Consider the following 23,361-nt stretch of genomic DNA (forward strand, 5'->3'; position numbering starts at 1 on the left):
GACAACCAATCATCCCATGATTCTATGATGGGCAGCATGGCAAGCGAGGAAACCCGGACGATGTCGTCCCCGCACATCCGCAGTTCCGCGACGAGCGAGGCCCGGGCGACGTCCACGCGCGCGTGGCCGACACGGCTCCTCGTCCTCGGCATCGTCCTGGCCGCCGTCAACCTCCGCCCCGCCATCACCAGCCTCGGCGCCCTCCTGGAGGAGGTCCGCGACGGCCTCGGCATGAGCGGCAGCGTGGCAGGACTGCTGACCTCCGTACCCCCGCTCTGCTTCGCCGTCTTCGGCGTCATGGCCCCCCGCCTCGCCCGCCGCTTCGGCCCCGGCGCGGTGGTCTGCGCCGGCATGGCCGCCATCACGGCGGGCCTGCTCGTACGGCCGTACGCGGGCGGCACGGCAGGCTTCCTGGCCGCCAGCGCCCTCGCCCTCATGGGCATCGCCGTCAGCAACGTCCTGATGCCGGTCATCGTCAAGCGCTGGTTCCCCGACCGCATCGGTTCCATGACCGGCCTCTACTCGATGGCCCTCGCCCTCGGCACCGCGACCGCCGCCGCAGTGACCGTGCCGGCGACCGACCTCCTGGGCGGCGAATGGCAGCCCGGCCTCGCGCTGTGGTCAGGCCTGGCCGCCATCGCCGTACTGCCGTGGATCCCCTTCGTACGACGATCAGCGGCACCGCCCGCCGAACAGGCGCCCGCGCCCTCCGGACCCGCTCACGCGCGCGTGGAGCGGCCCGCGCTGCGGATCACCCGGAGCCGCACCGCATGGGCGCTCGCCGTCTTCTTCGGGCTCCAGGCCACCGCCGCCTACATCACCATGGGCTGGATGGCGCAGATCTTCCGGGACGCGGGCGTGCCCGCCGGCACCGCCGGACTGCTGCTCGCCGTCACGATGGTGATGGGCGTGCCGCTCGCCTTCGTCATCCCGCGCGTGGCCACCCGGCTGCCGCACCAGGGCCCGATCGTCCTCGTCCTCGGCGTCTGCGGGCTCGCGGGATACGCCGGGCTGTACTTCGCGCCCGCTGCCGGGGCCTGGGCCTGGGCGCTCCTGCTCGGTGTCTCCAACTGCGCCTTCCCGCTGGCCCTCACCATGGTCGGGATGCGCGCCAGGACCGGCGCGGGCGTCGCCCAGCTGTCGGCGTTCGCGCAGAGCACCGGCTATCTGATCTCCATCCCCGGACCGCTCCTGGTGGGTGTGCTCTACCAGCACAGCGGCGGCTGGGGCCTGCCGATCGCCCTCATGGCCGCCCTGATGGTCCCGCAGATGATCGTGGGGCTCCTCGCGGGACGCGATCGCACCGTCGAGGACGAGGCCGCCCGCTGACGCCACCCCGGCGGGTCCGGCGCGGGCCCGGGGTGCGAGACTGGCCGTATGCCAGTGCTCGACCCGAACCCGCAGAACGGCCAGAAGAAGATGCTGCTCGTCTTCGGCGCGTTCCTCGCCATCTTCGTGATCATCGCCGTCATCGCGACGATCGCCTCACCCTGAACCGGGAGGGGTGGGGCTAGCCCCACCATCCCCTAGGGGGTGAGTTTCAGGGTCAACTGGGTGGATCACCGGATGGGTTGGGGGCCCGGGATTCCGTAACTTCGAGATGTGACCGCGACACCGTGGATCACCGGCCACTCGAAGAACGCGGAGGCACCATGTCGGCCCCAACGCACACCCCGCCCCACCCGGCGAGCCGGGGACGCGTCGACATCCGGCTGCCCTGGTGGGCCCTCGCCCTGCCGACGCTCGCCTTCATCACCCTGCTCGCGCTGATACTGAACCCGTCCGACGCGCACGCCGCCGCGAGCGACCCCGCGATCACCCAACTCTTCGCGCGCATCCAGCAGTTGTTCACGAGCTGAGCGCCCCCGGGCCGACCCATCCGAACAGGCGTCCCGCACGGGTGAAGCCGCAAGTCAACTCCCTGCGCCCGATGGCGTGTTTCATGCGAAGCTGGGACGCATGAGCGTCGCAGAACCCCGCAGGATTGTCCTCTTCCGGCATGCGAAAGCCGACTGGCCACAGGTGACCGATCACGAGCGGCCGCTCGCCGACCGGGGCCGTATGGACGCCGCAGTCGCCGGACGCAAGCTGGCCGACACCGACGTCCCCATCGATCTGGCCGTGTGCTCCACCGCCAGCCGGACCCGCGAGACCTGGAAGCTCGCCGTGCAGGAGCTTCCGCACCGGCCGAAAACCGTCTATGAGGAGCGGGTCTACGAGGCCTCGCCCGGCGAGCTGATCGCCGTGCTCAACGAGACCCCGGACGACGCGCAGAACGTGGTCCTCATCGGCCACAACCCGGGCGTGCAGGGCCTCGCCGACATCCTGGCGGGCTCGGCCGAGGGCGATGCGCGCGAGCGGATGAGCCGCCGCGGCTTCCCGGCCGCCGCCTTCGCCGTCCTGACCTTCACCGGCTCCTGGAAGGCGCTGGAGCCCGGCGTGGCCACCCTCCTCGACTACTGGGCCCCCTCCGAATGATCCGACCGATGTGAGATCGATGTGAGATCGACGTGAGATCACTGTGAGGGAGGGCCCGGCACCACACGATGCCGGGCCCTCCCTCTGCCGTCCGGGACGGCTCAGAGGATCTCGTCGTGGGTGTCCGCCGCCTCGACCTCTTCGCGGGTCACGCCCAGCAGATACAGGACGGTGTCCAGGAAGGGCACGTTCACCGCGGTGTGCGCGGCCTCCCGGACCACCGGCTTGGCGTTGAAGGCGACCCCGAGGCCGGCCGCGTTGAGCATGTCCAGGTCGTTGGCACCGTCGCCGATCGCCACGGTCTGCGCCAGCGGCACCCCCGCCTCCGCGGCGAACCGGCGCAGCAGTCGCGCCTTGCCCGCGCGGTCCACGATCTCCCCGGTGACCCGGCCGGTCAGCTTCCCGTCGACGATCTCCAAGGTGTTGGCCTGCGCGAAGTCCAGCCCCAGCCGCTCCTTGAGATCATCCGTGACCTGGGTGAACCCGCCGGAGACGACACCGACTTGGTAGCCGAGACGCTTGAGCGTACGGATGAGGGTGCGGGCGCCCGGGGTCAGCCGCACCTCCGTGCGCACCTTGTCCACGACGGAGGCGTCCAGCCCCTTCAGCAGCGCCACACGCGCGTGCAGCGACTGCTCGAAGTCCAGCTCCCCGCGCATCGCGGCCGCGGTGACCTCGGCGACCTCGTCCTCACAGCCGGCGTGCGCCGCGAACAGCTCGATGACCTCGTCCTGGATGAGCGTGGAGTCCACGTCCATCACCACCAGACGCTGCGCCCGCCGGTGCAGCCCGGCCGCGACGACGGCCACGTCGACGCCGAGCGCGGCGGCGTCGGTCACCAGCGCGGTCCGCAGAGGTTCCGTCTCCACGCCGGACACCGCGAACTCCACCGCCGTCACCGGGTACTTGGCCAGCCGGAAGATACGGTCGATGTTGCCGCCGGCCTTCGTGATCCGCGCGGCGATCGCGGCGGTCGACTCCGCGGTGAGCGGATGCCCGAGCACGGTGACGAGGGAACGGCCGAGCCCGCGGGGCCGGTTGTCGCCGAGCCCGGAGATGATCTCGGCTTGCATCTTCATCGACTCCGCCCAGCTGTGGACGGTGGCCCGCAGATCACCTTCGAGCCCGCGCGGCGGCTCGGTCACGAGCGCGCACAGGACCATCCGGCCACGGGTGACGACCTGCTCGATGTCGACCACGTCGACGGAGTAGGCGGCGAGAGTGTCGAAGAGCCCGGCCGTGATGCCCGGCCTGTCCTTGCCGAAGATCTTGACGAGAAGCGTGGGGACGTCGGAGGTCTGCGAAGCGCTCATGGTGTACCCACCGTATCCGGCACGCAGTGCCTTCCGCCCCTGAGGTCCGCCTGGCGGACAGGGAACACTCTGTGACGCGCAGGTGGCGGAGGGCTTACGTGGCGGCCACGGCTCTCTCGGCACATGGGGGGCGACCAGGGGACGGATAACGGCCGCGGGGTGGGCGTGTTGGGCGGGGGAGAGGGGGGAGGGGGAGAGGGGGGAGGGGGAGGAGCGCCGACCTCAGGACCTCGGACACGCGAGACCGAGGGCACGGCACGACACCAGGACCTCGCTGTGCGACTGCCGGGTGCGCGCGGTGCGGCTCGGGATGCCGGGTGGGGTGCCGGTCGGGGTGCCCGACGAGGCGTGAGAGGCCTTGAGCCGGACCCAGGATCGGGCTCATACCGGGTCCCGGTCCGGGCCCCACGCCTGGTTCACGCCCCACTCAGGCTGGGTTCCATGCCTGGGCTCACGCCCGACCCAGCCTGGGTTCCACGCCTCGGCTCACGTCGGCCCCAGCTCGGTACCCACCCCCGGGCTCATGCCCGGCCCCAGGACCGGGCCATGCCCGACCCCGCGCCGGGCCCGGCCCCGGATGCCGTCCGATACTCGCCGGTCACCTCCGCCCCTTCGGCCTCCCCGGCGGCGGAGGGGGAGGTGGTGGTGGCGGTGGCGGGGGAGGCGGTGGCGGTGGCGGTGGCGGTCCCTCGTCCGGCGAGGACGGCTCGCGTCCCGCAGGCCGCGATCCGGGAGACCTGCGCGGTGACCGGGGCGGCGGCTCGATGGGCCGCACCATGGTGGGCGCGGCGTACAGATCGTCACCGGTCAGCGGTTCCTCGGGCATCTCACCGGCCGCCCCCTCGTCCCCGGGCACCGGCCCATTCCCCGGCGGCTGCGGGCCCCGCCCACCGGGACCCCCACCAGGCCGCCAGACCCCTTGGGTGGGTTGGGCTTCCGGTCCGGGGCGTCGCGTGCCTTGTGGTCCGGCTCCGGGTTCGGGTGGTGTTCCGCCAGGTTGCCGGGTGCGGTCGTTCGGATGTGCACCCGGCCGCCGGCCCACATCGGTCGGCTGTGCTTGCTGTCCCGGTCGCCAGGCACCCTCCGCGGGCGGAGGCCCTTGCCTCGGTGGTCCCGGGGGTGAGCCGTCCTGGCCCGGGGAAGGTGTTCCCCGTCGCCAGCCGCCTTCCGAGGACTGGGCTCGGCGCTCCGGTGGTGCGTCGTCCGGTGCCCGGCGGCGGTCGGGCGGCGCGTCCCTGCGCGGCGGAGCCGTTGCGCTTGGGCCCGGTGCGTCGGACGGCCGGGCGTCCTCCGGTTCGCGCAGCTCGTCGGGCACCCGCAGGTACGGATTGGTGGCCGGGTTCGGGGGCCGGTACGGAGCACCAGGCTCGTACGGCCCGGACCCGCCACCCACGGGCGGATTACCGGCGTCGCCTCCGCGAGGTGTGCCCCGGGATTCCCCCGGGTGCCGTCCGGCCTGAGAACCGCCCGCGCGCGGGACCGTCCCCGCTGCCCCGCCGTACGGCGCCTCCGGCGACGACCCCTCGTGCGGAGCCGAACCGGACCCGCCCGGGTACCGCCCAGCTCCTGACTCTCGCAGGTACGCCTCATTTCCGCCGGGGTGCCGCGTACTTCCGGGATCCCCTGGGCGCGCCTCGGCTCCGCCCGGGTACCCCGCGGTCCGCGCTTCTCCTGGGTACGCCTGATCCCCGCCGGGGTGCCGCGTGCCTCCCGGATCCCCTGGATGAGCCCCGGCCCCGACCTCGTACCCCGCGCCCCCCGCCCTTCCTGGGTGAGCCTCAGCCCTGCCTGGGTACCCGGCGCCCCCAGTCCCGCCCGGGTGAGCCTCGGCCCCGCCCGGATATCCCGCGCCCCCCGCCCCGCCCGGATAGGCCGCGGCCTCGCCCTGATACCCCGCAGCCCCCACTCCTCCCGGATACGTCCCGGCCGCGTCCGGATACCCCGAGCCCCCCGCCCCTCCGGGATACACCCCAGCCTCGCCCGCACCCCCCGGCTGTCCGTCCCCCGGCCGGCCACCCCCCGGCACCGCCGCCCCGTCACCGAGTGCCAGCGGCGCCGCCCGATTACCCGCCGCCCCCGTCGCACGGGCGAGCAGTGCCCCGGCGGCTCCCGCGCCCGCTCCCCACAGGGCACCGATAAGCAGTGCCATACCGAGATGCCCGTGCAGTTCGATGCCCGCGCCGAACGCGTCGAAGCCGAGCACCGACAGCGAGGCGTTCACGGAGATCTCCGTCAGCCACGCCAGCAACGGCAGCGCCAACGCCGTGACGACCCCCAGCCGTAGCGCACAGCGCCCGGCGAAACCGAGGGCCCCTGGATCCCGTACCCCCGTCGAGCCCGCGCCCCCTTGACCGCCGGCTGCTGGATCCCGTACCCACGCCTCACCCGTACCGCCCGCGCCCCCGCCCCCCGGATCCCGTCCGTACGTGGAACCGGCCGTCGAACCCCAGCCACCCGCACCGCTCTGAACAGCGGCGCCCGGAGTCCATGCTCCCGCCGACCCCGTACCGCCCGCGCCCCCGCCCCCCGGATCCCGTCCGTACGCGGAACCGGCCGACGACCCCCAGCCACCCGCACCGCTCTCGACACCGGCCCCCGGCCCCCGTACCCCCGTACCGCCCGCGCCCGTGACGCCGGTCCCGGCCCCCGTACCGCCCGGGACACCACCCCCCGGATCCCCCGCAGCAACCCCCACCGGCGTCCGCACCGCCGTCAGTACCCCCGCGAACAGCATCATCATCGCCGCCGCGACCCCCAACAGCCACACCCGTCCGTCCAGTTCCGCCAGGCGCGACAGCGACACGGACTGGTCGCGTTCGGAGCTCAGGAGGTCGTCCAGGGGGGCGGGGAGGAAGTTGGCCAGGGGGCCCGTCGCGCGGCCGTCCCAGGGCACGAACAGGCCGATCGGGATGCCGAGCCAGGTGCCGTTGGGCGTGCCCAGGAGCGCCGCGCCCGCGATGCGTTTCGGGTGGTCGTCGCCGATCGAGGCGTACGCCGCGGCCGCGAGCCCCGCCGCCACCGCGACCAGCAGGACGGTCACGAGGGCCGACACCGCGGGGCGTACGACCCGGTGCAGTGCCTCCCAGCCGCGGGGGAGCGGCGTACGGCGTGAGGCCAGCAGGGCGATGAACAGGATGCCCGCCGACCAGCCGAGCCCGCCCAACAGCGTCGGGACGGTGTCCACCGTGAAGCCGACCGCCGCCTTCGCGTCGACCAGGTCGCCGATCTGGTCCGGCAGCAGCCCGCCGATGTCCCCGACGTCACCGAGCCCGGGGATCTCCAGACCGCCCCCGCCGCCCCCGCCGCCGGGCAGGTCGTCGAGCCCGAGGGCGCTGCCGTCGATCGTGATGACGTCGTGACCTGCCCAGGCCAGTCCGCCCAGCGTGGCCACGAAGAGGGCCACCACCGCGCCCGCGCGTGCGAGGAGTTCGGCCGGTGCGATCACAACTCCCGCCGACCGTAGGGACCGTAGGAAGAACCATGACAAAAGGAGCGCACCGACCAGGCTGACACCCAATGGCGTGATCTCGATGGCCGTCGCCGCCTCCGCGCCGGTCAGCCCGAACGTGGACACGTCGCCGGACGGTGTCACCGAACCACCCGCCCCGAGCGCCACAACAGCCGCAGTCATCGGGCCCAGTGACGCCGTCGAGTCCGCCTCCAGCAGATGCAGACCGAGGGCCGCGACCCCCGCCATACCGATCAACGCCCAGCTCACGGCGGCGATCGCGGACAGCAGGATGTCGCCCCAGGGCAACTTCACGCCGTGCTTGCCGGTGTCGACGCTCATGGACGCACTCATGGCAGACCCCCCGATCCGCAGCGCGGCTGTCCGCCGCGCATGTCCCCCTCGCGTGGATTACCACTCTCCGGGTCGGTTTCAACCCCGTCAACGGAACCGGTCGAAGCGTGTGCGCGTGGTCTTCACAAGGCCCGACTTTCGGTCAGGGGGCGGAAACTGAAATAGTTCCCGACGATGTTCGACATCCCTAGACTCCCTGTGTTGGGGGTAACTCGGGGGACTACTCATGGGGCATGGAGTGCCGGAACTCGTACTGGAATTGAATGGACGTACCTGGACGCTCGACGTGTCCAGGCCCTACACCCTCGGACGCGATCCGCAGGGTGACATCGTGCTCGACGACGCGAGGGTGTCCTGGCGGCACGCCACGCTCACCTGGAGCGGCCGCAGTTGGGTCATCGAGGACCACGGCTCCACGAACGGCACGTTCGTGCAGGGCCAGCGGATCCACCAGCTGGAGCTCGGCCCCGGCTCGGCGGTCCACCTCGGCAACGCGACCGACGGCCCGCGCGTGAGCCTGACCGGCACCGCGGCCCCGGCCGCACAGCCGCAGGCCCAGCCGTACGCCGCCCAGGGCGCCCAGGGCGGCGCTCCGGCCGCGAACCCCGGCTGGGCCCAGCAGGCCCCGCCGCAGCAACAGGCCCCGCAGGCCGGCTGGCAGCAGCCGCAGCAGCCCGCCGCGAACATCCCGCCGCAGCAGGGTGCCGGCGTCGGCGCGGGGGCGCCGCCGGTCTACGGCGACCGCAGCCCGACCACGTTCCACCAGTTCTCCATCGGCCGCGTGATGCGCATCGGTCGTGCTCTGGAGAACGAACTGGTCGTCTCCGACCTGCAGGTCTCCCGTCACCACGCCGAGTTCCACTCGACGCCCGACGGCCGTATGGAGATCCGCGACCTCGGCTCGCACAACGGCACGTACGTCAACGGCCAGCCGATCCCCAAGGGCGGCTCGATACTGCTCGGCCCGACGGACATCGTCGGCGTCGGCCACTCGACCTTCCGGATCGTGGGCGACCGGCTCGAGGAGTTCGTCGACACCGGTGAGGTCTCCTTCTCGGCCCGCCATCTGACGGTGACGGTCGACGGCGGCAAGCAGATCCTCAAGGACGTCTCCTTCGGCGTCCCGGAGAAGTCGCTGATCGCGGTCATCGGCCCGTCCGGATCCGGCAAGTCGACGCTGCTCAAGGCGCTGACGGGCTACCGGCCCGCCAACCAGGGCGACGTCCTCTACGACAACCGGAACCTCTACAAGCAGTTCGCCGAGCTGCGTCAGCGCATCGGTCTGGTCCCGCAGGACGACATCCTGCACAAGGAGCTGACCGTCAAGAAGGCCCTCAAGTACGCGGCCAAGCTCCGCTTCCCCGCCGACACCACCGGCGCCGAGCGCGAGGCCCGGATCGACGAGGTGCTGCGCGAGCTGAAGCTGGACATCCACAAGGAGAAGAAGGTCACCTCCCTCTCCGGCGGCCAGCGCAAGCGCGTCTCGGTGGCTCTGGAGCTCCTCACCAAGCCGTCGCTGATCTTCCTGGACGAGCCCACGTCGGGCCTCGACCCGGGCATGGACCGCGACGTCATGCAGCTGCTGCGCGGCCTCGCCGACGACGGCCGCACGGTCCTCGTCGTCACCCACTCGGTGGCCGAGCTGGCGATCTGCGACAAGCTGCTGGTGATGGCGCCGGGCGGTGCCGTGGCGTACTTCGGCCCGCCCGAGGAGGCCCTGAACTTCTTCGGCTACGACACCTGGGCCGACGTCTTCTCCGCCTTCGAGAACTACCGCGACTACGACTGGGCGGGACGCTGGAAGGGCTCGCAGCACTACCAGATGTACGCCGCGGACATCGACGCCGTTGCGCCGCAGTCCGTACAGATGCCGCCGATGCAGGCGATGCGGCCGCCCAAGCCGCAGGGCTGGATGTCCCAGTTCGGCACGCTGGTGGGCCGCTATGTCTCGGTGATCGCCTCCGACAAGGGCTTCCTGGCCCTGTCGATCATCCTGCCGCTCGTCCTCGGCTCGGTGAGCCTGCTCATCGACTCGGGCAAGGACCTCCTGGTCAACACGGAGAAGAACCCGACCACCGGTCTGCCCGTCGCCAACGGCACGGCCCTGACCGTCCTGCTGATCCTCGCGGTGGGCGCCTGCTTCGCCGGCGCCGCCAACTCGGTGCGTGAGCTGATCAAGGAACGGGTCATCTACGAGCGGGAGCGCGCGACCGGCCTGTCCCGGTCCGCGTACCTGATGTCCAAGGTGTTCGTGCTCGGCCTCATCACCGTGCTCCAGGGCCTGATGGTCGGCCTCATCGGCTTCTCCAGCCGCAAGGTCCCGGACGAGGGCCTGCTCCCCGGCGTCCCGATCCTGGTGGAGCTGTGCATCCCGATCATGGCGCTGGGCTTCACCGCCATGATGTTCGGCCTGATCATCTCGGCCCTGGTGAAGACCGCTGAGAAGACCATGCCGCTGCTGGTCATGTTCGCCATCGTCCAGGTCGTCTTCACAGGCTGTCTGTTCCCGCTGGCCAACTCGGTCGGCGTCAACGAGCTGTCGTACCTGATGCCGTCGCGCTGGGCGGTCGCCGCGGCGGGCGCCACGCTCGACTTCAACAACATCAGCCCGCCCGCCAAGGGCGACAGCAACGACCCGCTGTGGGAGAACACCCTCGGCGCCTGGGGCATGGACATGGCCGCCCTGATCGTCCTGGGCGTGATCTGCGGCTTCTTCGTGGCCCGCTTCCTGCGCCGCCACGAGCCCGAGGTCATGCGCAAGTAGTCGCAGTCGTACGACGCCGAAGGGCGGCACCCCCGTCGGTGGGGTGCCGCCCTTCGGCGTAGCCGCAGCTGAGGTCCGCGCAGCCTCAGTACGCGCCGTTGACGTTGTCGATCGAGCCGTACTTGTCGGCCGCGTAGTTGGCGGCGGCGACGATGTTGGCGACCGGGTTGTACTGGCTGTGGACCGTGCCCTCGACGTGGTACGCGTCGAAGGTCGGCTTGATGATCTGGAGCAGACCGATCGACGGCGTGCCGTTGATGGCGTTGATGTCCCAGTTGTTGATCGCGTTCGGGTTGCCCGAGGACTCCCGCATGATGTTGCGGTACAGCCCGTTGTAGGTACCCGGGATGTTCTTCTCGTCCATGATGGCGAGGGCGTGCTTGATCCAGCCGTCGAGGTTGTTGGCGTACTTCGGGGCGGCGGCCTTGACCGCGGCACGCTTGGCGGACCGGCTGGCGGCCTCCTTCGCCTTGCGCTCGGCCTCGGCCTTCTTCTTGGCGGCGGCCTGGGCAGCCGCCTTCTTCTTCGCGACGGCGTCGGCGGCTGCCTCGGCGGCGGCCTTCTTCGCGGCGGCTGCCTCGGCGGCCTGCTCCTGCAGGCTCGTGTCGGCGAGCTGCTCGGTCACGTCCGACTGCAGGTCCTTGAGCTGCTCGGAGCTGTACGCCACCGCGGCCGAGGAAGCGGCCTCGCTCGTGGTGGTCTCCGCGTTGCTGGGAACGGCGGAGAACGCGAGGGCGGCGGCACCGAGGGTGGCGACACCGGCGATGGCGACCTTGTGGCGCTTGGTCAGCGCGCGACTGTGGCTCTTCTTCGACATGCGGATGGACCTCTTCGAATAGCGCGGAGGCCGCTCTGCGTACAAAAGCCGCGGGGGGAACCCGCGGCGCTGAGCGACGGCAGCCATTCTTAGCGACCGCAAAAATGTGTGGCAAAGGTGTGACCTACGATCCCGGGTAGTGGATCAGGGAAGGGCAAAACGGGACAGACAGGAACGTCTGCCCCGCTCACCCAGGACCGCTTTATCTCCTATCCGCCTTCGTACGTGATGTGCGCCCTATGCGCGGGCTCACATCGGACGCATGACAGTCTCACCAGCAGTTGCTGCAGCAATGCTCAGCGTGAGGGTCCTCCTCCGGGAGGATGAGATGGGTGTCCCCGAACTCGTGCCACAGGTAGCGACCACGCAGCGCCTCCTCATAGGAACGGTCGATCGCCGCCCGCCCTGCCACCGCCTCCAGCATCAGCAGATGCGAGGCCTCCGGCTCGTGCAGCCCCGTCAGCAGCCCGTCCACGACCCGCACCCCGCGCTCAGGGGTGACGACGAGATCCGTCCACCCCGCACGCGCGCGTACGAGCCCGTCGGCACCGACAGCGGACTCCACGGCCCGCACGGCCGTGGTCCCGACGGCGATGACACGTCCACCCCCCGCCTTGACGGCATTGATCAACCGCGCGGAAGCCTCCGACACGGCGAACCGCTCCGCATACGGCGCCTCGTGCGCCTCCGCCGAAGCCACCCCGGTGTGCAGCACGACCGGCGCGAACTGCACCCCCCGACTCACCAGCTCCGCGACGAGCCGAGCGGTGAAGGGCCGCGCGGCACTGGGCATCTCCGCACTGCCGGCCCCGTCGGGAGAGGGCAGCGCGAACACAGTCCGGTAGACGGAGAGCGGCTGATCACGCTCGGTGTAGGAGTAGCGGATGGGCCGCCCGTACTCCCGAAGAAGCCCCGACACGACGGCCCCGGCATCAGCACCACCCGGGCTCCTGGCTTCGCTCGTGCCACGGCCCCCGTGATCGGCCGCGCCCGGGTTCTCGGCGAACGCCTGCCCCGGATTCCCGCCGCCCGCGTCGCTCACTGCCGCTCGCGGGCGGTTTCCACTCTCGACGGCCGCCGGCGCCGGTGTGCCGGCCGCCGCGTCCCGGGTCTCGGCGAATGCCGGCCCTGGCATCCCCTCGCTGCCGTCCTCCGCTGCCCCCGGCGCGCGACTGTCACCCCCGGCCGCCGGCGCCGACGCCGGTGTGCGGGTCGCGTCCAGGGGCTCGGTGAACGTCTGCCCTGGAAGCCCGCCGCCCGAGCCGCCCTCCGCCCCCGGCGCGCGGCGGCCACCACCCTCGGCGGTCGCCGACGCCGGTGTGCCTCCACCACTTCCGGCCTCCCGCGCCCGCGCCCACCACAACCGTCCGCTCTCCGCGCTCAGCGGTTCCTCCAGGCGCAGCCGCACACCTCCGGGCAGCTGTACCTCCGTTCCCGCGGGGCCGCCCGCGCGCGGACGCGTGGTGCCGCGTTCGTCGGGGTCCCGCAGCTCGATGGCCCACCGTCCGTCGTCGCCGCGCGTGGAGAAGTGCACCACCACGCGCGCGTGCCCGATCCGCCCGTCCACGGCGGCCGCCAGCGTGGGAGACGTGTTGACGACGAGCAGGTCACCGGCGCGCAGCAGCCGCGGCAGCTCCGCGAACGCGTGGTGCGACACCGCCGTCCCACGCGACACCAGCAGCCGTACGGCATCCCGGTCCAGCCCCGGCCCACGCTGCTCGGCCGGGACACGGGCCGACAGCTCCTCCGGGACACGCAGCACTGTTGTCACCGCCGCACCCCGCCCCAGCCGGCCGAGCCGCACGCCCATGGCCCGTCCGAGAGGCCCCAGACGACCCTCACCGCTCCTCCACCAGCGCAGGTGCGGCATACCGGCCGCTCGCGGGCCGCTCGTCCAGCAGCCGCAGGAAGCCCGGCACCACGGACACCGGGTCGGGCCGCGGGGCGGAGTCGTCCGGGACGGCCGCCGCGTAGAGCTCGGTGGCCATGTCCCCGGGGTCGACCGCCCAGACCCGCAGCGCGGGTTCCTCCTCGCCGAGGACCGACGCGAGGTGGTCCAGGGCGGCCTTCGACGCCCCGTAGCCACCCCACGTCTCATACGCCTCGGCGGCCGCGTCCGAGCTGACCGCGATCACCGCCCCGGCCCCGGACGCCTGCAGCAGCGGCAGCGCCTCCTGGACCAGACCCAGCGCGGCCACCACGTTCACTTCCAGCGCCCGCCGCAGCCCCTCCAACGGCAGCGCGTCCAGCCGTACGAGCGGCTCGGCGCCCAGCGCGCTGGCGTTGCTCACCACCAGGTCGACGCCGCCGAACTCCGCCGCGGCGGCCACCAGCTCCGACCGGTGCCCGGCGTCCGTGACATCCCCGGCCAGCGCCGCCACGCGCGTGCCGAGCTTCTCGATCCCCTCCGCAGCCTCGCGCAGCGCCCCCGCCCCTCTGGCGTCCAGCACCAGATCCCAGCCGCGCCCGGCCAGCGCCTCGGCGAGCGCGCGCCCCAGACCCTTCGAGGCCCCCGTGATGATCGCTACCGGCATGACACAGTCCCCTTGTCGATCTCGACGCCCTGACGATCGGCGTGCCCTCAACCTAGGAACCGGTCCACCCCGCCCGCGTCGGACGCGGGTCGCGAGACGCTGGGGCCCTTTGCCCTAGGCCCACCGCCCTAGGCGGCCGCCGCCACAGGGCCGATACGGACTGTCACACCCCGCCGGTAACGTGAGGGCATGAGTCAAGGCCCCAGGTCCGGCCTCGCCGCGGTGAGCTCCGCGTTGCTGGCCATGAGCAGGCATCTGGAGGTGCGCGACGTCCTCAAGACGATCGTCGCCTCGGCCCGCGAGCTGCTCGACGCCCAGTACGCGGCGCTCGGTGTCCCCGACGACCACGGCGGCTTCGCCCAGTTCGTGGTCGACGGCGTGAGCGACGCACAGTGGAAGGCCATCGGCCCCCTCCCGCGCCAGCACGGCATCCTCGCCGCGATGCTCCAGGACGCCAAGGTCGAGCGCCTCGCGGACGTGCGCAAGGACCCCCGTTTCGAGGGCTGGCCCTCGGCCCACCCCGACATGTCCGACTTTCTGGGCCTGCCCATCCGCGACGGCGACGAGGTCATCGGCGCCCTGTTCCTCGCGAACAAGCTGCGTCCTGTGGGGGGAAACCCCCCACACCCCCCCTGCCCCAAGCCGGAGGGAAGCTGTGGCTTCACCGCCGAGGACGAGGAACTGCTCTCCATCCTCGCCCAGCACGCCGCGATCGCCCTCACCAACGCCCGCCTGTACGAACGCAGCCGCGAACTGACCATCGCGGAGGAACGCTCCCGCCTGGCCCACGAACTGCACGACGCGGTCGCCCAGAAACTGTTCTCCCTGCGCCTGACCGCCCAGGCCGCCGCCGCCCTGGTCGACCGTGACCCCTCCCGAGCCAAGGGCGAACTCCAGCAGGTCGCCACCCTCGCCGCGGAGGCCGCGGACGAGCTCCGCGCCGCCGTCGTGGAACTGCGCCCCGCCGCCCTCGACGAGGACGGCCTCGTCGCCACCCTCCGCACCCAGGTCCAGGTCCTCGACCGCGCCCACACCGCGCGCGTGACCTTCGACAGCTGCGGCGTACGCGCCCTGCCCGCCGCGCAGGAGGAGGCCGTCCTGCGCGTCGCCCAGGAGGCGCTGCACAACGCCCTGCGGCACTCGGGCGCCGAGCACGTCGACGTGACGCTCGCCCGCCGGGCCGGCGGCGCCGTCCTGCGGGTCACCGACGACGGCGGCGGCTTCGACACGCAGCGGACCCGCCGCGCGGGACGCCACCTCGGACTGGTCTCCATGCGGGACCGGGCAAGCGGCGTCGGCGGTGTCCTGACAGTGGAATCGGCGCCCGGGAAGGGCACCACGATCGAGATGGAGGTCCCTGGTGGCTGACGCAATCAAGGTGCTGCTCGTCGACGACCACCAGGTGGTCCGCCGCGGACTGCGCACCTTCCTGGAAGTGCAGGACGACATCGAGGTCGTCGGCGAGGCCGCCGACGGCGCCGAGGGAGTCGCCCGCACCGAGGAACTGAAACCCGACGTCGTCCTCATGGACGTCAAGATGCCGGGCATGGACGGCGTCGACGCCCTGCGCAGACTCCGCGAACTGAACAACCCCGCGCGCGTGCTGATCGTCACCAGCTTCACCGAACAGCGCACCGTGATCCCGGCCCTGCGCGCGGGCGCCGCCGGCTATGTCTACAAGGACATCGACCCCGATGCCCTCGCCGGCGCCATCCGCTCCGTCCATGCGGGCCACATCCTGCTCCAGCCCGAGGTAGCGGGCGCCCTTCTCTCCCAGGAGGAGGCCAACAACGGCCAGGGAAGGGCGGGTTCGCTCACGGAACGCGAGCGCGAGGTCCTCGGCCTGATAGCGGACGGCCGCTCCAACCGCGAGATCGCCCGCGCCCTCGTCCTCTCCGAGAAGACCGTCAAGACCCACGTCTCGAACATCCTGATGAAACTCGACCTGGCGGACCGAACCCAGGCCGCGCTCTGGGCGGTACGTCATGGGGTGACCGGTTGATCCACCACGCGGACGGCAATACGGAGGGTTCCGTTCCGGACTGAGATTCATACCGTCGTGGGAATGTCCCCCGGATGGCGCATCCTTCGTCGATCTCCACCGTTCTCCAGTGCGTGCTGCGGCGACTGCCGCGGCAATCGCTAGGAGGGCTCAGAAGTGAAGAACCTGAAGAAGGCAGCGGCCGTGACGATGGTGGCCGGCGGTCTGATCGCTGCCGGAGCCGGTATGGCCTCCGCCACCGACGGCTCGCACGCCGACGGCAAGGCCGTGGGCTCGCCCGGCGTCGCCTCGGGCAACCTCGTCCAGGCCCCGGTGCACATCCCGGTGAACGCGGTCGGCAACAGCGTCAACGTCATCGGTGTGCTGAACCCGGCGTTCGGCAACCTGGGCATCAACCGCTGACCTCCGTCCCGGAGCAGCAGTGACTTCCGGCCCCCCAGGCCCTCACTCCTGGGGGGCCGGTCAGTTTGTCGGTCAATGATCCGAACCGCCGTGGCCCTCACCGTCGCCGGTATGGCCACGGGTGCCGCCGCCGGTGCCGCTGTCGCCGACGCGGGTGCCGACGGCGCGGCCGTGAAGTCGCCGGGCGTCGGCTCGGGCAACCTCGTCCAGGTCCCCGTCCACGTCCCTGTGAACGTCGTCGGCAACACGGTCAACGGCATCGCCGCCCTGAATCCCGCCTTTGGCAACGAGGGCACGAACGACTGACGTCGGGTCATCGCCGAGAGGGGCTCCGCAAGTCAATGGCGACCTGCGGGGCCCTTCGCCATGCCGGGGGAGGGGGGCGCGTGTTCGTCTGCGGTCGAGTGGGGGGCTGATCGCGCAGTTCCCCGCGCCCCTGGGTATCTCCAGCCAATGCCAGCCGCCGACGCAGCGGACACGCGGTGTCTCCCAGGCCAGCCCAGCCTGCGGGCATTCGTGCCGCCCAGGACGGCACGGGCGGGCGCTGAGGGTCCCCCTCTGGGGGAGGCGCCCCGTCGCGCCGGGCTGCGCACCAATCCCCTCGCTCAGCCCGCACCCGTCGCGCCGGCTAACGCACCCCCCGCTCCCGCTCCTCCACATACGCGTTGTACGCCGCAACCTGCGCCCGCCGAGCCGTCCGCTCAACCGGCCGCAACGCCGAGGCCCGCGCCGCCATCTCCCCCGCACTCACCGCACCCCCATGCCCGTTCTCATAGGCCACGGAGACCAACAACCCCACCCGCTGCGCCAGCTCCAGCACCCGCACCGCCCGAGGCGGATACCCAGGTGCCAACACCTCCCGCCCTCGCTCGGCCCGCGCCCGATACGCATCGACCGCCGCCTCCGCCACCGGCCCCGACCCCGCCACATCCAGCCGGGTCAGCACCTCCGTCGCCTCCCGCAACGCCTCGGCCAGCTCCCGCTCCGCCTCACCCAGTGACGGCACATCCGCAGGCGGAGCCTCCCGCACCGGCAGCACATGCCACACGACCTCGACATGCACATCACCGGAAGGCCCGGCCTCGTGCACCTCAGGCACCAGCCCCAGCGCAGCGCCCTGGCAGATCACCGCCTCCTCGGCCTCGAGCGCCCGCGCATTGAACTCCGGCGGCCCGCTGAGCCCCAACGGATGCCCGGGCGCCGGCAGAGCGACCCGCAACCCGGTCACCCCGAGCGCCCGCAACCGCCCGAGCGCGAGCGTGAGTCCGACAGGCGCCGACTCACCCGGCAACCCCTCCACCCGGTGCACGGCGTCCTCGCCCACAATCGCGAGCACGGCGTCGTCAGGTGACACAAGTCCGGCAAGAAGGCCATTTCCCCAAGCGGCAAGACGTCCAGAGCGTGGTTCCGAGAGCATGCCCCCACCCTAAGGACCGGACCGATGGAATGGAGCGGCCGACCGGTGGCGTAGATTTCCTTGAGGGCTGCGCCCGAAAATGCGCGCACGCGACAGCCGAGACGCCGAGACCGGTCACACTGCAAGGGGAGACAACGCGCTCATGAGCGATGTTCTGGAGCTTCAGGACGTATCCGTGGTCCGTGAGGGCCGGGCTCTGGTGGACCAGGTCTCCTGGTCGGTCAAGGAGGGCGAGCGCTGGGTCATCCTCGGCCCCAACGGCGCCGGCAAGACCACCCTCCTGAACGTCGCGTCCAGCTACCTCTACCCCAGCAAGGGCACCGCCACCATCCTCGGCGAGACCCTCGGCAAGCCCGGCACCGACGTCTTCGAGCTCCGCCCCCGCATCGGCATGGCCGGCATCGCCATGGCCGACAAGCTTCCCAAGCGCCAGACCGTCCTGGAGACCGTGCTGACCGCCGCGTACGGCATGACCGCGGGCTGGCAGGAGGAGTACGAGGACATCGACGAGCAGCGCGCCCGCGCCTTCCTCGACCGCCTCGGCATGAGCGACTACCTGGAGCGCAAGTTCGGCACGCTCTCCGAGGGCGAGCGCAAGCGCACCCTCATCGCCCGCGCCCTGATGACCGACCCCGAGCTGCTTCTCCTCGACGAGCCCGCCGCCGGCCTCGACCTCGGCGGCCGCGAGGACCTCGTACGCCGACTCGGCCGGCTCGCCCGCGACCCGATCGCCCCCTCGATGCTGATGGTCACCCACCATGTCGAGGAGATCGCCCCCGGCTTCACCCACGTCCTCATGATCCGCCAGGGCAAGGTCCTCGCCGCCGGCCCGCTGGAGCTCGAACTGACCTCCCGCAACCTCTCCCTCTGCTTCGGCCTCCCGCTCGTCGTGGAGCAGGTGGGCGAGCGCTGGACGGCGCAGGGCCTGCCGCTCTCCTGACGCTCCTCGCGCCCTGTCCGCAGCGGGACTTGCGGACCTACCATGACCATGTGAACGACATCGACGCATGGGTGTGGTGGCTCATCGGCGCGGCCGCGCTCGGAATCCCTCTCGTGATGACGGCGATGCCGGAGTTCGGCATGCTCGCGGTAGGCGCCGTCGCCGGCGCGATCCTCGCAGGCCTGGGCTTCGGCGTCGTCGTGCAGGTGCTCGCCTTCGTGGTCGTATCGGTCGCCCTCATCGGCGTCGTACGACCCATCGCCGCCCGGCACAGCGCCCAACGCCCCCGACTCGCCACAGGAGTGGAGGCGTTGAAGGGAAAACAGGCGGTCGTCACGGAACGCGTCGACGGCTCCGGCGGTCGGATCAAGCTGGCCGGAGAGGTCTGGTCGGCCCGGGCTCTCGACGTCGACCGCGCCTACGAAGTAGGACAAGAAGTGGACGTCGTGGAGATCGAGGGAGCGACCGCGATCGTCATCTGACCTCGTACGACTCAACTGAACCGAACAGCCCACGAGTTGCTCGACGGTCTGTCAGACTCGACCAGCAAGATCTTCAACAAGCCTAAGATCTTCCGAAAGCGCCGAGGCGGAGAGAGGTACGGGGAAGCGACGATGGAACCGGTCATCATCGTTTTGATCATTCTGGTGGTGTTGGTCTTCATCGCCCTGATCAAGACGATCCAAGTCATCCCGCAGGCCAGCGCCGCCATTGTGGAGCGCTTCGGCCGCTACACGCGGACGCTCAACGCGGGCCTCAACATCGTCGTCCCGTTCATCGACACCATCCGCAACCGCATCGACCTGCGTGAACAGGTCGTCCCGTTCCCGCCGCAGCCGGTGATCACCCAGGACAACCTTGTCGTCAACATCGACACGGTCATCTACTACCAGGTGACCGACGCGCGGGCCGCGACCTACGAAGTGGCCAGCTACATCCAGGCCATTGAACAGCTGACGGTCACCACGCTCCGCAACATCATCGGTGGCATGGACCTCGAACGCACCCTGACCTCCCGCGAGGAGATCAACGCGGCCCTCCGCGGCGTCCTCGACGAAGCGACGGGCAAGTGGGGCATCCGGGTCAACCGCGTCGAACTCAAGGCGATCGAACCCCCCACCTCCATCCAGGACTCGATGGAGAAGCAGATGCGCGCCGACCGTGACAAGCGCGCCGCGATCCTCACCGCGGAAGGTACGCGCCAGGCCGCGATCCTCACCGCAGAAGGCGAGAAGCAGTCCCAGATCCTCCGCGCCGAGGGTGAGGCCAAGGCAGCGGCCCTGCGCGCGGAGGGCGAGGCCCAGGCGGTCCGCACGGTCTTCGAGGCCATCCACGCCGGCGACCCCGACCAGAAGCTCCTCTCCTACCAGTACCTCCAGATGCTCCCCAAGATCGCCGAAGGCGACGCCAACAAGCTCTGGATCGTCCCCAGCGAAATCGGCGACGCCCTGAAGGGCCTCTCCGGCGCCATGGGCAACTTCGGCCCCCTGGGCGGCGGTTCAGGAGGCGGCGGCAACCAGGGCAACGGCGGCTCAGGCACCGAACGCCGAGAGAAGCCGTCGATCGACTAACACCGCGGCGGTCATACGACGATGGGGCCCCCCTCAGGAAGAGGGGGACCCCATCGTCGTACGGGTCATGTCGTACGGGTCATGCCGCCGGCTGCGCGAGCCAGTCCGGAAGCGCGTCGAAGTCCTCGTGACCCAGGGACAGCAGCATCGCGTCCGCCGGTGTCGGCTCGAACGGCTGGCGCAGCAGAGGCATACCGGCCTGGTCCGGAGTCCGGTCCGCCTTACGGTGGTTGTCCTCCGCGCAGGAGGCCACGGTGTTCAGCCACGAGTCCTGACCACCCTGCGCCCGCGGCACCACATGGTCCACCGTCGTCGCCCTGCGCCCGCAGTACGCGCACCGGTGCCTGTCCCTGACCAGCACACCCCGCCTGGACCACGGAGCTTGTCTTCGGAAGGGCACCCGCACGTACCTGCACAGCCTTATCACCCGGGGCGCCGGTATGTCGACCGCGGCTCCGCGCATGCGCAGTTCGGGGTGGGACTGCTCGACAACGGCCTTGTCCTGGAGCACCAGAACGACGGCACGGTTCAACGTCACCGTCGACAGCGGCTCGAAGCTCGCGTTCAGTACCAGCGTGTCCCGCATGACCAGCCCACCTCCTGCGCTCACCCGCCCACCTCCTTGGCGGGCTGGGATCAACTCTGGCCGGGCACGCCGAGATGGACAACGAAATAAAAAGTGCCCGCCCCTGATCACTTCCAAGACCAGGGGCGGGCAAACGTTCCATGAACGTTCGGCTTGTTCAGCTTTCGGCGGGGTTCTCGTACTCACCGATCAGCTGCGCACGCGCGATCGCGTGGAACCGCAGATTGAAACCGACGACGGCAGGAGAGGCGTCGGCATCCGGACCGAGCTTCTCCTGGTCGACCGCGTACACCGTGAAGACGTACCGGTGCGGCCCGTCCCCGGGCGGCGGCGCGGCCCCACCGAAGTCCTGGCTGCCGTAGTCGTTGCGCGCCTGTACGGCACCCTCGGGCAGCCCCTCGAACTTGCCGCTGCCCGCACCCACCGGCAGCTCGGTCACCGAGGCCGGGATGTCGAACAGCACCCAGTGCCAGAACCCGCTGCCCGTAGGGGCGTCGGGGTCGTAGCAGGTCACGGCGAAGCTCTTGGTCTCGGGCGGGAAGCCCTCCCACCGCAGCTGCGGCGAGGTGTTGCCGGCCGCGTAGACCTGAGCGTCCTTGAGGGTGGCCCCTTCCTCGATGTCCTCGCTCGTCACCGTGAACGACGGAACGGGCGGGTGGAAGTCATGGGGGAGAGGCCGCCGCTTCAGCTCGGTCACCTCGGTACCTCCTGATCAATTACCGGAATCAGCAGTCCCGAGCCTAGAACCAGTTGCGCTTGCTGCCGACCTCGGAGAGCCACTGGTTGAGGTACGCCGCCCAGTCGGTGCCCTGGTAGTCGTGCAGACCCACCTGGAAGGAACGGAAGGTGTCACTGCCCTCGCTGAACAGACCGGGCTTCTTGTCCATCTCCAACACCACGTCCATGACGTTCGCGTCGGCCACGAAGCTCAGCTCGACCTGGTTGATCCCGCGGTACTGCTGCGGCGGGAAGAACTCGATCTCCTGGTAGAACGGCAGCTTCTGGCGGGTGCCACGGATGTGACCGCGCTCCATGTCCGCGTTCTTGAACCGGAAGCCCAGCTGGATGAAGGCGTCCAGGATCGCCTTCTGCGCCGGCAGCGGGTGCACATTGATCGGGTCCAGGTCACCCGAGTCCACGGCACGCGCGATCTCCAGCTCGGTGGTCACACCGATGTGCATCCCGCGCAGCGCCTGCCCGTCGATCGTCGTGATCGGCGTCTCCCACGGGATCTCGAGCCCGAACGGCACCGCGTGCACCGCACCGGCCTGCAGCTCGAAGGCACCACCGAGCCGCACCTTCGTGAACTCGATGTCCTGCTTGTACTCCTGGTCGCCGCTCTCGATCTCGACCTTGGCCTGCAGCCCGACCGAGAGCCCCTCGATCTCCTGATTGACGGACCCGCCCTGGATCCGCACCTCGCCCTGGACGACACCACCCGGAACGACGTTGACCTCGGTCAGCACCGTCTCGACCGAAGCCCCGCCGGCCCCCAGGCTCGCGAGCAGCTTCTTGAACGCCATGACTCTCCCTCTTACGTCGTCCTGCGACTTGCTTCTCGATATGAACGAGTTGCACGTGGACCCTTGATCCATACCAACGCGATCCGGCCGTGGCCGGTTCCGCGCCCTCACCCTTCCAAGGCGAGCGCCGCCTGACCACCCCGTTGCAGCCACCCGTCTGCACTACCCTCGGACGGCATGATCGCGACCCCCGACCGTACGCCCCTCCCACGTGAGTTCTTCGACCGGCCCGTACTGGAAGTCGCCCCCGACCTCCTGGGCCGTCTCCTCGTACGCACCACCCCGGACGGTCCGATCACCCTCCGCCTTACGGAGGTGGAGGCCTACGACGGCCCGAACGACCCCGGGTCCCACGCCTATCGCGGCCGCACGGCCCGCAATGACGTGATGTTCGGTCCGCCCGGTCATGTGTACGTCTACTTCACCTACGGCATGTGGCACTGCATGAACCTGGTGTGCGGTCCGGACGGTACGGCGAGCGCGGTGCTGCTCCGCGCCGGCGAGATCGTCGAGGGCGCCGAGCTCGCGCGTAAACGTCGAATCTCGGCCCGAAACGACAAGGAACTGGCCAAAGGCCCGGCCCGCCTGGCCACCGCCCTGGACGTGGCCCGCCCTCTGGACGGCACGGACGCCTGTGCCGCCGGAGAGACCCAGCTGCGGGTCCTCGCCGGCACCCCGGTCACCCCCGACCAGGTACGCAACGGTCCCCGCACCGGAGTCTCCGGTGAAGGAGGCGTCCACCCCTGGCGCTTCTGGGTCGCCAACGACCCGACGGTGAGCCCTTATCGCGCCCATACGCCGAGGCGTCGTTCAAGTTGACGCGCCGTTCCAAGGTGCGTAACGTAGCCCGAGCCGCTTGAACCGGGTACTGCGATCGTCAGCAGCCGGAAGCGGCCAAACCACTACCTAGAACCACCCCTCAGCGAGGGCCGATTCGGCGTGCCTGCATGCCTGAATTCGAACTCGCGAAACTCGATTATGAGTTGGCGAGAGGATGGGCTAACGTAGTGAATATCGAAAGGCCGACGGGCGAAAGCCAGAAGCCCACGACAAATCCCGCCGACTGGGAATCGGGACCGGAAACGGTCTGATAGAGTCGGAAACGCAAGACCGAAGGGAAACTGCCCGGAGGAAAGCCCGGAAGGGTGAGTACAAAGGAAGCGTCCGTTCCTTGAGAACTCAACAGCGTGCCAAAAATCAACGCCAGATTAG

The 23,361-nt window shown here is 70.7% G+C and carries 23 protein-coding genes; 13 read left to right on the forward strand and 10 right to left on the reverse strand.

Annotated elements, in window-relative coordinates:
• Positions 1-24: 24 nt before the first annotated feature.
• The 4 genes from PH203_RS04815 to PH203_RS04830 all read left to right on the forward strand — a co-directional run bounded on the left by PH203_RS04815 (position 25) and on the right by PH203_RS04830 (position 2,478).
• Positions 25-1,329, forward strand: coding sequence for a CynX/NimT family MFS transporter (locus PH203_RS04815; RefSeq protein WP_289916527.1), 1,305 nt, complete (start codon positions 25-27; stop codon positions 1,327-1,329).
• A 48-nt stretch (positions 1,330-1,377) separates the two neighbouring features.
• Positions 1,378-1,494 carry an SGM_5486 family transporter-associated protein gene (locus PH203_RS04820; protein ID WP_289916529.1) on the forward strand — a complete coding sequence of 39 codons (117 nt, stop codon included), beginning with the start codon at positions 1,378-1,380 and terminating at the stop codon, positions 1,492-1,494.
• A 158-nt stretch (positions 1,495-1,652) separates the two neighbouring features.
• Positions 1,653-1,859 carry a hypothetical protein gene (locus tag PH203_RS04825; RefSeq protein ID WP_289916530.1) on the forward strand — a complete coding sequence of 69 codons (207 nt, stop codon included), beginning with the start codon at positions 1,653-1,655 and terminating at the stop codon, positions 1,857-1,859.
• Between the two features lie 100 nt (positions 1,860-1,959).
• Positions 1,960-2,478 (forward strand): histidine phosphatase family protein, encoded by a 519-nt coding sequence (locus PH203_RS04830; protein ID WP_289916533.1) that lies wholly within the window; start codon positions 1,960-1,962, stop codon positions 2,476-2,478.
• Positions 2,479-2,579: 101 nt separating this feature from the next.
• On the opposite strand, the gene serB is transcribed toward PH203_RS04830, so the two are convergent.
• Both serB and PH203_RS04840 read right to left on the reverse strand, forming a co-directional pair.
• A complete protein-coding gene (serB, locus tag PH203_RS04835; protein WP_289916535.1) occupies positions 2,580-3,791 on the reverse strand; it encodes a phosphoserine phosphatase SerB in 1,212 nt (403 codons plus the stop codon).
• Positions 3,792-4,389: 598 nt separating this feature from the next.
• On the reverse strand, positions 4,390-7,581 hold the full coding sequence (locus tag PH203_RS04840) for a streptophobe family protein (protein WP_289916537.1): 3,192 nt from the start codon (positions 7,579-7,581) through the stop codon (positions 4,390-4,392).
• 250 nt (positions 7,582-7,831) lie between these two features.
• Between PH203_RS04840 and PH203_RS04845 the strand changes: the two genes are divergently transcribed.
• Positions 7,832-10,357, forward strand: a complete 2,526-nt coding sequence (locus tag PH203_RS04845) for an FHA domain-containing protein (RefSeq protein WP_289916652.1) — start codon at positions 7,832-7,834, stop codon at positions 10,355-10,357.
• 85 nt (positions 10,358-10,442) lie between these two features.
• On the opposite strand, the gene PH203_RS04850 is transcribed toward PH203_RS04845, so the two are convergent.
• From PH203_RS04850 to PH203_RS04860, 3 genes are all read right to left on the reverse strand, one after another.
• Entirely contained in the window at positions 10,443-11,174 is a 732-nt protein-coding gene (locus PH203_RS04850; RefSeq protein ID WP_289916539.1) for a transglycosylase SLT domain-containing protein, read from the reverse strand.
• Between the two features lie 271 nt (positions 11,175-11,445).
• Positions 11,446-12,945 (reverse strand): S-adenosylmethionine:tRNA ribosyltransferase-isomerase, encoded by a 1,500-nt coding sequence (locus PH203_RS04855; protein WP_289916541.1) that lies wholly within the window; start codon positions 12,943-12,945, stop codon positions 11,446-11,448.
• A gap of 67 nt (positions 12,946-13,012) precedes the next feature.
• Positions 13,013-13,708, reverse strand: coding sequence for an SDR family oxidoreductase (locus PH203_RS04860; RefSeq protein WP_289916543.1), 696 nt, complete (start codon positions 13,706-13,708; stop codon positions 13,013-13,015).
• A 189-nt stretch (positions 13,709-13,897) separates the two neighbouring features.
• On the opposite strand from PH203_RS04860, the gene PH203_RS04865 reads away from it, so the two are divergent.
• The 4 genes from PH203_RS04865 to PH203_RS04880 all read left to right on the forward strand — a co-directional run bounded on the left by PH203_RS04865 (position 13,898) and on the right by PH203_RS04880 (position 16,418).
• Complete coding sequence (locus PH203_RS04865; protein WP_289916545.1) at positions 13,898-15,076, forward strand: GAF domain-containing sensor histidine kinase; 1,179 nt, start codon at positions 13,898-13,900, stop codon at positions 15,074-15,076.
• Positions 15,069-15,710: a response regulator transcription factor gene (locus PH203_RS04870; protein WP_289916549.1), complete on the forward strand. Its 642-nt coding sequence runs from the start codon at positions 15,069-15,071 to the stop codon at positions 15,708-15,710. Before PH203_RS04865 ends, PH203_RS04870 begins: the two co-directional genes overlap by 8 nt.
• A gap of 156 nt (positions 15,711-15,866) precedes the next feature.
• Positions 15,867-16,112 (forward strand): chaplin ChpE, encoded by a 246-nt coding sequence (gene chpE, locus PH203_RS04875; protein WP_289916551.1) that lies wholly within the window; start codon positions 15,867-15,869, stop codon positions 16,110-16,112.
• A gap of 75 nt (positions 16,113-16,187) precedes the next feature.
• On the forward strand, positions 16,188-16,418 hold the full coding sequence (locus tag PH203_RS04880) for a chaplin family protein (RefSeq protein WP_289916552.1): 231 nt from the start codon (positions 16,188-16,190) through the stop codon (positions 16,416-16,418).
• 322 nt (positions 16,419-16,740) lie between these two features.
• On the opposite strand, the gene PH203_RS04885 is transcribed toward PH203_RS04880, so the two are convergent.
• Positions 16,741-17,529 carry a hypothetical protein gene (locus PH203_RS04885; protein ID WP_289916554.1) on the reverse strand — a complete coding sequence of 263 codons (789 nt, stop codon included), beginning with the start codon at positions 17,527-17,529 and terminating at the stop codon, positions 16,741-16,743.
• 142 nt (positions 17,530-17,671) lie between these two features.
• Here PH203_RS04885 and PH203_RS04890 point away from each other — a divergent pair, with 142 nt between their 5' ends.
• From PH203_RS04890 to PH203_RS04900, 3 genes are all read left to right on the forward strand, one after another.
• Positions 17,672-18,469, forward strand: coding sequence for an ABC transporter ATP-binding protein (locus PH203_RS04890; protein WP_289916555.1), 798 nt, complete (start codon positions 17,672-17,674; stop codon positions 18,467-18,469).
• A 50-nt stretch (positions 18,470-18,519) separates the two neighbouring features.
• The gene (locus tag PH203_RS04895) at positions 18,520-18,951 is read left to right on the forward strand and encodes an NfeD family protein (protein ID WP_289916557.1); all 432 of its coding nucleotides are present in this window, start codon (positions 18,520-18,522) and stop codon (positions 18,949-18,951) included.
• 132 nt (positions 18,952-19,083) lie between these two features.
• On the forward strand, positions 19,084-20,040 hold the full coding sequence (locus PH203_RS04900; RefSeq protein ID WP_289916559.1) for an SPFH domain-containing protein: 957 nt from the start codon (positions 19,084-19,086) through the stop codon (positions 20,038-20,040).
• A 79-nt stretch (positions 20,041-20,119) separates the two neighbouring features.
• Here PH203_RS04900 and PH203_RS04905 read toward each other — a convergent pair whose 3' ends face one another.
• The 3 genes from PH203_RS04905 to PH203_RS04915 form a co-directional block, all read right to left on the reverse strand.
• Positions 20,120-20,626: an HNH endonuclease gene (locus PH203_RS04905; RefSeq protein ID WP_289916655.1), complete on the reverse strand. Its 507-nt coding sequence runs from the start codon at positions 20,624-20,626 to the stop codon at positions 20,120-20,122.
• A 157-nt stretch (positions 20,627-20,783) separates the two neighbouring features.
• Positions 20,784-21,323, reverse strand: a complete 540-nt coding sequence (locus PH203_RS04910) for a YbhB/YbcL family Raf kinase inhibitor-like protein (protein WP_289916562.1) — start codon at positions 21,321-21,323, stop codon at positions 20,784-20,786.
• Between the two features lie 43 nt (positions 21,324-21,366).
• Entirely contained in the window at positions 21,367-22,149 is a 783-nt protein-coding gene (locus tag PH203_RS04915; RefSeq protein WP_289916564.1) for a sporulation protein, read from the reverse strand.
• 177 nt (positions 22,150-22,326) lie between these two features.
• Here PH203_RS04915 and PH203_RS04920 point away from each other — a divergent pair, with 177 nt between their 5' ends.
• The gene (locus PH203_RS04920) at positions 22,327-22,968 is read left to right on the forward strand and encodes a DNA-3-methyladenine glycosylase (protein WP_289916565.1); all 642 of its coding nucleotides are present in this window, start codon (positions 22,327-22,329) and stop codon (positions 22,966-22,968) included.
• 157 nt (positions 22,969-23,125) lie between these two features.
• Here the strand turns inward: PH203_RS04920 and PH203_RS04925 are convergent.
• Positions 23,126-23,361, reverse strand: a 236-nt coding sequence (locus tag PH203_RS04925) for a hypothetical protein (RefSeq protein WP_289916567.1), incomplete at its 5' end; no start/stop codon positions are given.

The organism is Streptomyces sp. S.PB5, assembly GCF_030403745.1.
GTDB lineage: Bacteria > Actinomycetota > Actinomycetes > Streptomycetales > Streptomycetaceae > Streptomyces.